The 11829-nt window shown below is 56.8% G+C and carries 13 protein-coding genes; 4 read left to right on the top strand and 9 right to left on the bottom strand.

The features are described 5' to 3' along the window. The 4 genes from VGK48_05720 to VGK48_05705 form a co-directional block, all read left to right on the top strand. The coding region (locus VGK48_05720; protein HEY2380664.1) for a TonB-dependent receptor at nucleotides 1-2326 on the top strand (2326 nt) is incomplete at its 5' end. 123 nt (nucleotides 2327-2449) lie between these two features. Continuing rightward, complete coding sequence (locus tag VGK48_05715) at nucleotides 2450-2782, top strand: hypothetical protein (GenBank protein HEY2380663.1); 333 nt, start codon at nucleotides 2450-2452, stop codon at nucleotides 2780-2782. Nucleotides 2783-2823: 41 nt separating this feature from the next. After that, nucleotides 2824-3243: a DUF6152 family protein gene (locus VGK48_05710; protein ID HEY2380662.1), complete on the top strand. Its 420-nt coding sequence runs from the start codon at nucleotides 2824-2826 to the stop codon at nucleotides 3241-3243. Nucleotides 3244-3334: 91 nt separating this feature from the next. Further along, entirely contained in the window at nucleotides 3335-4246 is a 912-nt protein-coding gene (locus VGK48_05705; protein HEY2380661.1) for a hypothetical protein, read from the top strand. A gap of 61 nt (nucleotides 4247-4307) precedes the next feature. On the opposite strand, the gene bluB is transcribed toward VGK48_05705, so the two are convergent. The 9 genes from bluB to VGK48_05660 form a co-directional block, all read right to left on the bottom strand. Next, nucleotides 4308-4985: a 5,6-dimethylbenzimidazole synthase gene (bluB, locus tag VGK48_05700; protein ID HEY2380660.1), complete on the bottom strand. Its 678-nt coding sequence runs from the start codon at nucleotides 4983-4985 to the stop codon at nucleotides 4308-4310. An 18-nt stretch (nucleotides 4986-5003) separates the two neighbouring features. After that, entirely contained in the window at nucleotides 5004-5609 is a 606-nt protein-coding gene (gene cobC, locus VGK48_05695) for an alpha-ribazole phosphatase (protein HEY2380659.1), read from the bottom strand. Beyond that, nucleotides 5606-6634, bottom strand: a complete 1029-nt coding sequence (gene cobT, locus VGK48_05690) for a nicotinate-nucleotide--dimethylbenzimidazole phosphoribosyltransferase (GenBank protein ID HEY2380658.1) — start codon at nucleotides 6632-6634, stop codon at nucleotides 5606-5608. The genes cobC and cobT overlap by 4 nt, the downstream gene beginning before the upstream one ends. Further along, nucleotides 6615-7337: an adenosylcobinamide-GDP ribazoletransferase gene (cobS, locus tag VGK48_05685; protein ID HEY2380657.1), complete on the bottom strand. Its 723-nt coding sequence runs from the start codon at nucleotides 7335-7337 to the stop codon at nucleotides 6615-6617. The genes cobT and cobS overlap by 20 nt, the downstream gene beginning before the upstream one ends. Beyond that, nucleotides 7337-7831, bottom strand: coding sequence for a bifunctional adenosylcobinamide kinase/adenosylcobinamide-phosphate guanylyltransferase (gene cobU, locus VGK48_05680; GenBank protein ID HEY2380656.1), 495 nt, complete (start codon nucleotides 7829-7831; stop codon nucleotides 7337-7339). The genes cobS and cobU overlap by 1 nt, the downstream gene beginning before the upstream one ends. 1 nt (nucleotide 7832) lies before the next feature. Further along, nucleotides 7833-8639 carry a helical backbone metal receptor gene (locus tag VGK48_05675; GenBank protein HEY2380655.1) on the bottom strand — a complete coding sequence of 269 codons (807 nt, stop codon included), beginning with the start codon at nucleotides 8637-8639 and terminating at the stop codon, nucleotides 7833-7835. Between the two features lie 332 nt (nucleotides 8640-8971). Then, entirely contained in the window at nucleotides 8972-10033 is a 1062-nt protein-coding gene (locus VGK48_05670; GenBank protein ID HEY2380654.1) for a threonine-phosphate decarboxylase, read from the bottom strand. Further along, entirely contained in the window at nucleotides 10015-10938 is a 924-nt protein-coding gene (gene cbiB / locus VGK48_05665; protein ID HEY2380653.1) for an adenosylcobinamide-phosphate synthase CbiB, read from the bottom strand. Before cbiB ends, VGK48_05670 begins: the two co-directional genes overlap by 19 nt. Next, the coding region (locus tag VGK48_05660) for a cobyric acid synthase (GenBank protein HEY2380652.1) at nucleotides 10938-11829 on the bottom strand (892 nt) is incomplete at its 5' end. The genes cbiB and VGK48_05660, both read right to left, overlap by 1 nt.

Here is an 11829-nt window from a genome sequence, read left to right as displayed (position 1 = left end):
CACCAATCCCTTCAATCCCAAAGATGAGTTCCTGAAGCTCATCACCACGGGTAAAAGCGCAGACGGCAGCGCCGATGGGTATCCCTTCCTGGCGAATCCCATCAATTTCTCCAACTTTTACGACGTGGGTCTGGGAGACCGGGACCAGTGGAGCGCCGACAAAAGTATCGGCGATACCCTGAGTATCACGCGCGGAAAACACGCGTTCAGAATCGGGGCGGAGGGCCACCGGACGTTCGACCACTCCATACAGGGGGCGAATGAAGTGCCGACCGCGACGATGGGCGCTCCCGGGACGGCCGCAGTGACCGGAATCAACACCACGACTTTCCCGGGCATACTCGTTACGAACCAGAACCGCGCCATGAGTATACTGGCCGATCTCTCCGGGGGCATCGCTTCAATCACCCAGAATTTCGAACTCGATAGCGCAACCGACCCGCAGTTTCGAGATTTCATCGAACAAAAAAATAAGAATAAGAACCGGGAGATCCACCAGAACTCATTCGACGCATTCTTTAAGGACGATTGGAAGCTGCGTCCCAGTGTCACCGTCAATCTCGGTTTGCGATGGGATTATTTCGGAACGCCATACGATCAGTTTGGTCTGATGGGAACGCCGAAGGGCGGGAAAGCCGGGATGCACGGGCTTACAGGCACCACGTTCAACGGTACCCTGACGACGATTGATTTCATCGGCAAAAACTCTCCGAATCCGCAAACGATCTGGAAAAACGACTTCAACAACTTCAGTCCCTCAGCAGGTGTCAGTTGGTCGATACCCTATTTTGGAAAGGACAAGACTGTCCTCCGTGCCGGATACGGCGTGACTTACCAGGGAGGCGGCCGGACGTTTTCGAACCTCGACGGGGCGCTGGGCAGCATTCAGGGTCTGCGCTGGACCTCGGTCAATACTTCTTACAATCTCGCGTGGAAGAATTTCTCCGACATTGTCCTGCCGATGCCCCGAGGCACGATTCTCGCTCCGGTCTTACTGACGGACCGTAATGTTGCCGTTTCGTTGTATGAAGACAAGTACGTGAACCCCTATGTCCAGAATTTCAACGTGGAGGTTCAGCGGGATCTCGCCAAAAATACCACCCTGGAACTCCGGTATGCCGGCAACAAGAGCACCAAGCTTTACGATCAGATTCCGTTGAACCAGTGGCAGGCTCCCTCAAGCCCCACCTTTCTCGAAGCGTTCAAGATCACGCAGCAAGGGGGAAATGCCGATTTGTTCAATCAAATGCTGCTCGGCCTTAATGTTACCGGATACGGCGTAGTCGATGGCGTCACGCGCACCGGCTCGGCGGCGCTTCGCACTTTCACCACCACCCGAACTTTTATCGCGAACGGCGCAATCGGCTCACTCGCCAACTTCTTCAACACCACCAACGCCTTTACGAACGTGAACGGCGGCATCCTTCGAAATGCCAAGCTGCCTGAGAATTACTTCGTGGATAATCCGCAATTCAGTACTGTGACGCTGAATGCAAACGGCGGTAACTCCACCTATCATTCGTTGATCGTGCAGGTGACCCGGCGGCTGTCCCATGGGTTCACCAACCAGACGTCATACACGCTCAGCAAGGGAATCGGCGAAGACTCGGCCGACAACGCCAGCAATTTCCGTGATGTCCATAATCGGCAAATGGAAAAAACCCTCCTCAGCTTCGACCGAAGGCATAGCTTCCGCAGCAGCGGCACCCTGGAGTTGCCGGTCGGACCGAATCGCAGGTTCCTCTCCAGCAGTTCGGGCGTGCTGGCGCGTCTGCTCGAGCGGTGGCAATTTGGCGGAATCGGCAGTTGGACTTCGGGCAGCCCCCTGAGCCTTACTGCAACGGCGGCTACCTTCAGCTCGTCCACAGCGAATACGCCGAATATCCTCGCGTCATTTCCCAAGGGAGATGTGGTGCCGGCGAAAGACGTTGCGGGAGCACGATACTTCGATGGTCTTGTGCAGAACTCCGATCCCGGCTGCAGCAACCTTACGGCATCTGAAACTCTGAATACCTTGTGCACGAACAAAGCAATTCAGGACTCCAAGGGGAACTATCTTCTGGTAAATCCGAACACCGGTCAGCTTGGAAACTTGGGAAAGCGAACCCTTACCGGCCCATCCAGTTTCCAATTCGATGCGGATCTGATCAAGCGCATCAAAATCAGTGAGAGGAAAGAGTTTGAATTGCGTATAGATGCAATCAATGTGTTGAATCACTCGATTTGGGCCGACCCGACTGTCGACATCAATTCGGCAAACTTCGGGCGAATCACGAACAAGACCGGGAATCGCACGTTCACCATTAATACGCGGCTCAATTTCTAGGGAGGATCGATGCAAGCGAGAGCGTTTCACATGTTTCTTGGTTTTGCGTGTTTGGTTATAGCCGCACCTCTTTTGGCTCAAGAAGGTCATCCCCTGGTGGGTTCGTGGCACGGGGAGAGGGGTTTGACCACCCCTAACCAGGCTCAGGTGACTTTGATCATGGACTGGGACGGCACGGTTATCAGCGGTCTCGTCAATCCAGGCTACGATCAGGCGGCGCTGCAGAACGCAAAATTGAATCCGAAAGATTGGACGGTCCACTTTGAAGTGGAATTGAAGGATCAGTCGGGGAAGCCGGTACGCTGTCTTGTCGATGGCAAACTGGACAAGCTCGGTTCCGACCGGCGGACGCTGGCCGGCACGTGGAACTGCGGCACGGCGAAAGCCGATTTCAAGCTCACAAGGGACCGCGATTACTACCACGCGATTGGCGAGACGAAGAGCCCGGATCACTAACCCAATGAAGAATCCGCACTAACTTACTCGGAGGTTCGACGATGAGATATGACAAGTTTGGTTTCCTGGCCTTGGCTTTAATACTGACGGCGTCGCTGGCGGCGCCTCTGTGGGCGCACCACTCCTTTGCGGCGGAGTACGACAGCAAGAAGCCCGTGAACCTGAAGGGAGCTGTGACGAAGATCGAATGGCAGAATCCTCATGCCTATTTCTACATCGACGTCAAAGACGAGGTGACCGGCAAAGTTGTGAATTGGGCCTGCGAAATGGGCGCCCCTGCCGTCATTCAGCGAAGCGGTTGGACGCGGACCACTATGAAAGTCGGCGATCTCATTATCGTTGCCGGTTCGCAGGCAAAGAACGGAAGTCCGCACGCCAACGCCCGCTCGGTGACCATGGCCAGCACCGGCAAGAAGCTCGGAGCGGGTTCGAGTGAAGGGCAGACATACCAGGAACAATAGGGGCCGCGGAGCGCAAGCGCGATAGCGCGCAGCCTAAAACAGAACGACCGCAAGCGCGATAGCGCGCAGCCTGAATGTAGGAGCGTTAAAGATGGGAAATCACCGTTTTGTGACTATCAGTGTGCTGTTTTTGCTGTTGACGCTGCCGATGCTTTTCGCCCAGGCACCGGCGGGCGGCGCACAGGCTGGGCGAGGTGGCGGCCGCGGAGGGCAGCAGCCCGCAGCCGGTGGCGCACAACGCGGTGGCCGCGGCGGCCGTGGCGGCCGCGGCGCTGCGCCGTCGCTGCCCTCCAAGCCGACTCCCCACTGGCCGGACGGTAGGGTGAACCTGAGTCAGGCTCCCGGCGTTAAGGGATTTTGGAATGTCGCTAGCGGCAGTCCGATTGGCACTGGAGGCACAGGCCTGCCGACAAACCTTTCCCTGGAGCAGGTTCCTTTCCAGGATTGGGCCAGGGCGCTTTACGAGTACCGCCGAAGTCGCGGTGGCCTGGACGATCCCCATACGCGGTGCCAGCCCGCCGGTGGTATGCGTTTCTTTACGGTTCCAAACGGAATGGAGTTCATCGACCAGCCCGAACTCAGCCGGATTTTCATAATTGACGGAGAAAATCGCGATTGGCGCAGGATTGCCATGGAGCCCGGCCGGAAACACCCTTCCCCGGACCAGTTGAATCCCAGTTATTTTGGCGATTCGATCGGCCACTGGGAGGGAGAAACACTGGTGATCGATACCGTCGGCTACAACGAGAAGTTCTGGTTTATCCGGGGTGGTCTGCCGCACACGCGTTATATGCACCTCACCGAGCGCTTCACCCGCACCGATTTCGACACGCTGAAATATGAAGTGACGATCGATGACAAAGGCGCCTATACGCGGCCTTGGAGCGGCGGCTGGAACATCAAGTGGGAGTACACCAACTATGATGGCTCGCCGGGTGGCGAAATCCATGAATACTTCTGCATCGACAATGAACGGGATGCTGCCGACTTCGCGAATCAATAGCGAACAGGCTACCAGGCAGCATGTGAAGAAATGAAGAAACGTCGAAATGATGCAATTTACATTACGGTTTTAACTCCCAGGTTTCTCCGGCTTTGTTCTCCCATCGGTCCAAGTGGATGAGGCCTGAAAGCGGCAGCCTTTGACGCCAACCTGCCCGTTCAAGTTCAGGTCCAGGCGGGAATTCCCGGACATATCCCATGCACAAATAAGCCACCGGAACAACGTTGTCGGGCAAACCCAGAATCCTCGCGAGTTCCAGGGGATCCAGGATACTCACCCAGCCTACGCCGATGCCCTCCGTTCGGGCGGCGAGCCACAAATTCTGAACAGCGCAGCACGTGCTGTACAGGTCCGTTTCCAGGATGGAACTTCGTCCGAGAACGTGCGGACCCCCGCGAGTCCGATCGCATGTGATGCATAAATTGAGCGCAGACTCCAGGATCCCCTCCAGCTTTAAAGACAGGAAGACCTCCTTTCGCTGCGAATCGTAGAACTCCGCCGCGCGGTCGCGTTCACGCACAAAGCTGTTCAAGATGTGCTGCCTGGTCCCGCGATCCTCGACCAGAATGAAATCCCACGGCTGCATGAAGCCGACGGATCCCGCGCGATGTGCCGCCGACAGGATTCGAATCAGGACGTCCTTCGGGACCGGAGTGGATTCGAACTGGCGCCGTATATCCCGTCTCAGGCTGATCGCTTTATAAACTGCTGCGCGTTCCGCATCGTTGAAATCACTCATCAGAACTCCTCGTAAAAATCATCCGTTGACCAATTCGACGATCGGGCCATGCTCGGAATATCGGATCCGATTTAGGGCGCCATAGCGTTGCGACAGGCGGAATATCTGATCCTTCGGCATCGAGAGCGCCTGCCCAACGAGATACCGGATGACGCCGGAATGAGCCACGACCGCAATTGATTCGTTTCGATGCCGGCTCAACAGGGAATCGAGCACCGTGTTCACCCGTGCAGCGAGGCCGCTCAGGCTTTCGCCATTCGGAAATTGCGCTTCCGCCGGATGCCGCATCCAGGATTCGAATGCCTCCGGATACTGTTGCTGAATATCCTCGTAGGTCATGCCTTCGAAATCGCCGAAATCGATTTCCGCCAGGCCCTCCATCGTCCTGATGTCCAGGCGTAATCTATCGGCCAATATCCGGGCGGTCTCGATCGCCCGTCGTAATCCGCTCGAGTAGACCGCGGATAGGTCTTGCTCAGCCAGCCGGGCTGCAGTCTCCCGGGCCTGCACAATCCCTTCGGCGGATAATGGAACATCCAGCCTTCCGTGGCAACGCCCCTCGACTCCTTCAGGCAAGCCGTGACGCACGAGCCAGACGGTGGTGTCATTGGTCGTCAGATTCATTTCCTGGAAACGGCCGCCGATTCGAACGTCGCCATTTCGTTGTATATGCGCGTTGCCGCAGTAATGATGTCGATGGCCACGGCGGCTCCTGTTCCTTCTCCGAGGCACATGTCGAGATCCAGGATCGGCCGGGCATCCAAGAATTCGAGCATGCGTTTGTGTCCGCGCTCGCGCGACAAATGCGAAAAGAACAGATAATCCCGGCACGCCGGGTTCAGCGAGACCGCAATCATGGCGCCGGCTCCAGAGATGAATCCGTCGACCACAACTGGAATACGCCGCGACGCTGCGCCGATGATGATTCCAGCGATTGCTCCGATCTCGAAGCCACCGACTTTTGCGAGGACATCCAGCGGCCTGGCGGGATCCGGTTTGTGCCGTTCGAGAGCATCTCTGATGACGTTTGCCTTGTGTTTCATCTGATCTTCGTCAACTCCAGTACCGCGCCCGACGACATCTTCGGCCCTCATTCCCGTGAGCACCGAGAGAATGGCGGCACTCGACGTCGTGTTTCCGATCCCCATGTCTCCCGTGCCGATCAGATCGTAGTCTTTTGCCAGATCGATTCCGATCTGGATGGCGCGAAAAGCCTGGTCTTCCGTCATCGCGGGTCTTTCCAGAAAGTTTTGAGTGCCGCAGGCGATTTTTCGGTTGATGAGACCTTCAAGTCCGCCGAAGTCATAATCGACACCCGCGTCCACCACAACGTTCTCGATTCCATAGTGGCGGCACAGCACATTGATGGCGGCGCCGCCTCTGATGAAATTGAGGACCATTTGTGCCGTCACTTCCCGCGGATAGGCGCTTACGCCCGATTGCGACACACCGTGATCGGCGGCAAACGTAAAAACAGCCCGCTTGTTCAACACCGGCTCGGCGGAGCCGCGCATAACGCAAAAGCTCCTGGCGAGTTCTTCAAGGCGTCCCAGGCTTCCGGGAGGCTTAGTCAGACTGTCCAGATGCTTCTGCACGACAGGCTGCAGTTCGCGGCCGGGACGTTGGATTTCAGGAAAGGAAAACGGCATAGGTTGCGACCTCCACCAGCTGAAATGTTGCGCCAAAACAATCTCCAGTGACCCCGCCGATCCGTCTCTTGAAATAGACGGACAGGACGGCCATCAACACGATTGCCGCAGCCATTGCGACCGCGCCATGGATTCTGGCGAGCAAGACTACAGGCACCACCGCCAGGGCTGTGCCGGCTGCGACTGCTTTGAACGACAGCCCTTTCATGAACTCGGCGGCCAGGCCTTCGCGCGCCCATCGATTGAAGTATCCCATTGGAAGAAATGTCCACCGTCCCAGGATCTGCGCCGAGACTATCGCCGCATCAAGACGCGAAGGTTCCATCGAGGTCAATGCTGAGTATTTTGCAAGCAGAGCGAGCACAAGAGCCAGCGCGCCGAAAGCGCCGATCCGGCTGTCCTTCATAATGGATATTCGTTGTTCAGGTGTCCAGCCACCTCCCATTCCGTCCGCGACGTCGGCGAGGCCGTCTTCGTGCAGGCCTCCAGTGATCCAGACAAGAAACGCGAGCACCAATACGATAGAGAAGGACGAGGGGAAAAGCAGTGCGCCGGCATGATGCACCAGGACGGCTCCCAGTCCCGTCAGGAATCCGATGACCGGGTAGAAATAGTACGAATCGGCGATGTTCTGCGCTGTCGGCGTTTTGATCCGTACGGGCAATCGGGTCAGGAACTGAAGGCCTACAAGAAATGCGCGCATCACTTCACCTTCAGGGGAATACCACAGACCATCAAAATCACCGAATCGGCGATTGCTGCGGCCTGCTGGTTCATGAGTCCGGACCAGTCACGGAACTGCCTTGCCATGGCGTTTATAGGCACAATGGACGAGCCGACTTCGTTTGTTATGGCAACGGCGTGATACGGGATATGTTTCAGTACCGAACATAGCCCAGCGATCTGCGAATCAACCTCCGCGTTGTCGCGGAGCATCCAATTCGACAGCCACAGCGTCAGGCAGTCGATCACGACGAATCCTTTTATTTCCTGCAAACGCCGGGCAACTTCAAAAGGTTCCTCGATCGTTTCCCATCGTGCACCCCGCTCGGCGCGATGGCGCCGGGCGCGCTCCGACATTTCTTCGTCCAGCAATTGTGCCGTCGCCATGTAGATGCGGGGCTCTGTTTCCGTTGCAGTGTTCAGCGCCTGCCGGGTTTTGCCGCTGCGGGCGCCGCCCGTTATTAAGGTCAACACGTCAATTCCCGATCAGCTTTCGGATATCGAGCACGGCTTGCCCCACGCGCGGGCCGGGAGTGACGAAGTAGTCGGCAGAGACCGGGAAGACGGCCCCGCGCTTCACGGCTCTGAGAAAGTTGTACTTCTGCCAGATTTGCCTGACGTCCGCCTTTTGGCTTTCCGAGATCATTTCGTTGTGGCCCATGTCGATGATGACGTCGGGATCGCGATGAATGATGTCTTCCATGCCGACGTGCGGATACGAGATAACAGCGTCGCTGAAGACATTCGTGCCGCCGGCAAATTCGATCAGTTCGTTTAAAAAGCTCACATGACCGACAACCACAAGATCGGCAACGGTACCGGGCGTACGGCCAACAACAAAGACCACGGTCGGCTTTCTGGCGCCCGGCCTGACGGCGCCGGAGTGGATCTCCTTATCGATCGACTGAACCAGGTCACGGCCTTTTTCGGGCACTCCTATTTTTGCCGCGACGGTCTGGATCTCCTCGAAGATGCCCGCAAGAGTTTCCGGCTGAAGTTCGACAACGTCGATACCGGTTCCGCGGAGCTTTTGAGCGATATCCGGCCGGCTTTTCATCATGAACACCAGGTCCGGCCGGCGTGCAAGGATGGCTTCGAGATCGGGAGTTGTATAGCCGCCGATTTTGGGTTTCAATTTCGCCGCTTCGGGATAGTTGCAGTATGTGGTATCTCCAACGACTTGATCTCCTGCGCCCAGCGCAAAAAGAATCTCCGTGATGCTGGGCGCCACCGACACAATGCGGTGCGGCGCGAGCGCGAGGAAAAGCATCAGCCACAGCATGGATTACTCCTCAAATGGGTTGCACAAAGGCGTGGGGGGAACGATGCAGCAACATTCCCCGCCTTTCCAAGGCGGGGTGGCTGCGACACTAATAAAATGGTCCCGTTCCTTAGCGGCGCAGACGGGGCGGTTGGTAAATTCCATCAACAAATAAGGAGCGCTTCGCGGTTCTTTACTAACCACTATTACTGCTTCGTCCTCTCGGGCTCGCGCTCCGCGCCCGTCCGCGCGGAGTAAGGAAGCTTCGCAGCTTTTTATTGATCGCGCGGGCACCCCTCCTTGAAAACGGAGGGGAATGTTGCTCGATTTCACAATGTGCCTTTGGCGCGATATCACTTTTGAATCCTTTCGACATGTTGAAAGTGACGAATTAAGGTCTCATTCTCGTCCCTACTCTTGATCCCAAACCGAAAATGCGGACCATGGAGCCCCTCAATATTCCGGCAGTCGCGGATCAATATCCGGCTCTCCATCAGTCTCGCAAGCAGCTGATCCAGTAAATCGTCACTCGAACAACGTGCAAAAAAGAAGTTCGCGGCTGTGGGAAAAGCCCGAATCGAGTTCAGGTCCTGCAATTGCTCCCACAAGCGTATCCTCTCGCGCTGTGCCAGTTGCAGCGTCGCTTCTTCGTAAGACCGGTCTTCCAGGCTGGCAATGCCGGCAGCCTCGGCAAGACTGTTCACCTGCCACGGCTCGCGCTTGTCGAACAATTCACATACGCCCGATCCGGCGAGATAACCGAGACGCAATCCCGGCAACGCATAAAATTTGGTCATCGAGCGCAGGATCCAGAGATTCGGAAAGCGATCCAGCTGCCCGACAAGCGACGGTTGACCTGTAAACTCGACGAACGCCTCGTCGACGAAAATCTGCGTCGAGCGATCGAATTGGCCAATCCATTCGGCCATCTCGTCGATCGGCATATATGCGCCTGTTGGATTATTCGGATTGGTCACAATGACCACGCCGTTTGCATTCACTGTTGCCGGCAGGCGGAAAAAATCGCCGGCGCTCAATTCAACGGTCTCGATATCACATCCAACGCTCTGGAGCGCGCGCCGGTACTCACTGAATGTGGGAACAATCAGCGTTGCCCGCAGCGGGCGAATGGCCCGGATCCAGAAATAAATCAAGTCTGTCGCGCCATTACCGGCGAGGATGTTGCCGGCGGGAATCTCCAGCCGTTCCGACAGGCACTGTGTGAGCCGCACGGGGTATTCATCCGGGTAAACACCCACGAGGTCCACTGTCTGCCGGATCGCTTCGAGAGCTTTGTGAGATGGACCCAGCGGGTTGATATTGGCGCTGAAGTCGAGCACGTCGCGATAATCAACATGCCTGTCGCGCGCAAACATGAGCGCCTTTCCGCCGTGTCTTACCGGATGTGAAAACATAGACCCACCAGTGCGTATGACAGCAATGCCACCAGGTAAAGAAGCCGCCGGACTTGCGGAAACCGGCGCCACTGCAACTCTTCAATCGGCTCGCCGAGAAACGGCTTCTGCGAAGGCCGTCCGAAGTAGTAGTTCAGGCCGCCGAGTTGAACGCCGAGGGCGCCGGCAAGCGCCGCCTCGGGGTAGCCTGAATTCGGCGAAGGTTGCAAACGGGCATCTCTCCGGATTGCCGCGAGCGCATTCCGCCATCGCAGCCGCATGCATGCGGCGGTGACGACGATGAGCGCGGCCGTAATTCGAGCAGGGATGTAATTGGCGATATCATCGAGGCGCGCCGCCGCCCACCCGAACCGGATGTATTTTTCATTTTTGTAGCCGATCATCGAATCCATCGTATTGATGGCTTTGTAGGCAACCATTCCGGAAACACCGAACAACGCCAGGAAGAACAAAGGGGCAACAATGGCGTCACTCATGTTTTCTCCGACAGTTTCAAAAACCGCACGGGTAACTTCCCGTTCCGAGAGCGCCTCGGTGTCCCGTCCAACGATGTACCCGGTGAGCTTCCGGGCGCCATTGAGGTCACCCGCTTTCAAAGCATGAATCGCTTTGCCGGCTTCCCGGTCAAGACTGCGTACTGCCAGACACGTGAAAATCCAGTAAACAGACGCGATGGGGCCAATCCAGTAAATTGTGAACCACGAAACCATCGCTGCCGCCAGGACCACTGAGCCCGCCAGCAAACAACCGGCAAACGTCTCATTCGGAACGCGCCGCAGGGGCCGTTCAACGAAGGCGACGATTCGTCCTAGGCCGCGAACCGGATGGGGAATCCACGACGGATCACCCAGCAGGAGGTCCAAGGACGCTCCGGCGACAAACTCAGTTGTGGTTGCTTGCAGCATTATTCGCTTTCGAGGAGCTTATGGATCCCTGGAATGTCGAGATGCTGTCGTGCCACTTCTGCCAGCTTGTCGTATTCCTTGTCCTTCGAGTAATCAAGTTGCGGAGGCCGCCATTCCAGCCGCCGGCTTTCGGCAACCTTGGTCAGGAACGCTCTCGTGAAGTCCGCGTTTTCAAACAGCCCGTGAAAATAGGTTCCAGCGACGCGGCCGGCGACTGCCCCATCCGTAGTCCCGGCGTCTTTTGTGAGAAATGGTGTTGCTGGTTTCAACTCTTTGGTTCTGCCCATATGTATTTCGTATCCGCGCACGGCGGATCCGATGAAAGAAAGACCTTCGGATTGAACAGTGATCTTGGCCGATTCGAGCGAGGTTTCGACCGGAAGGAGATTCAGGCCCTCCATCGTTCCTCCTTCTTCGACTTGTTGAGGATCGCTCACTCGGTATCCGAGCATCTGATACCCGCCACAGATGCCAAGGACCCATCCACCTTGCTCCAAAGCCGCGGCGATCATCTTCCTGAAACCGGAACGGATCAGCCAACGTAGATCGGCAATGGTGTTTTTCGTGCCGGGAATGATCAGAAGGTCGGGAGGGTTTCCGGCATTGGCGTCAGGCAGATACTCCACGGATACGCCGGGTACGGAGTCGAGTGGATTGAAGTCCGTGTAGTTGGCGATATGCGGCAGGCGGATCACTCCAACACGGCAGGCGCCCGGTGTTGTTCGACGCTCTTCGAGCGCCACGCTGTCCTCCTGATCGATTCGAAGCGATTCGATGTACGGAAGGACGCCGAAACAGGGGCGGCCAGTGTGCTTCTCCAGAAATTGCGGTCCTCCGTCGAACAGACGCCGATCGCCTCGAAATCGATTGATGATGAAACCTCTGAGGACG

It is taken from the genome of Terriglobia bacterium (assembly GCA_036496425.1).
Lineage (GTDB): Bacteria > Acidobacteriota > Terriglobia > 20CM-2-55-15 > 20CM-2-55-15 > 20CM-2-55-15.
This window is presented reverse-complemented; position numbering and strand designations above follow the sequence as displayed.

What these genes read in the sequence shown, in the direction of transcription:
- cobS (HEY2380657.1), bottom strand. Translation starts at nt 7,337, where the DNA reads ATGCGCGCATTTCTTGTAGGCCTTCAGTTCCTGACCCGATTGCCCGTA.
- VGK48_05675 (HEY2380655.1), bottom strand. Translation starts at nt 8,639, where the DNA reads ATGCTGTGGCTGATGCTTTTCCTCGCGCTCGCGCCGCACCGCATTGTG.
- cobC (HEY2380659.1), bottom strand. Translation starts at nt 5,609, where the DNA reads ATGAATCTGACGACCAATGACACCACCGTCTGGCTCGTGCGTCACGGC.
- bluB (HEY2380660.1), bottom strand. Translation starts at nt 4,985, where the DNA reads ATGAGTGATTTCAACGATGCGGAACGCGCAGCAGTTTATAAAGCGATC.
- VGK48_05710 (HEY2380662.1), top strand. Translation starts at nt 2,824, where the DNA reads ATGAGATATGACAAGTTTGGTTTCCTGGCCTTGGCTTTAATACTGACG.
- cobT (HEY2380658.1), bottom strand. Translation starts at nt 6,634, where the DNA reads ATGCCGTTTTCCTTTCCTGAAATCCAACGTCCCGGCCGCGAACTGCAG.
- cbiB (HEY2380653.1), bottom strand. Translation starts at nt 10,938, where the DNA reads ATGCTGCAAGCAACCACAACTGAGTTTGTCGCCGGAGCGTCCTTGGAC.
- VGK48_05670 (HEY2380654.1), bottom strand. Translation starts at nt 10,033, where the DNA reads ATGTTTTCACATCCGGTAAGACACGGCGGAAAGGCGCTCATGTTTGCG.
- VGK48_05705 (HEY2380661.1), top strand. Translation starts at nt 3,335, where the DNA reads ATGGGAAATCACCGTTTTGTGACTATCAGTGTGCTGTTTTTGCTGTTG.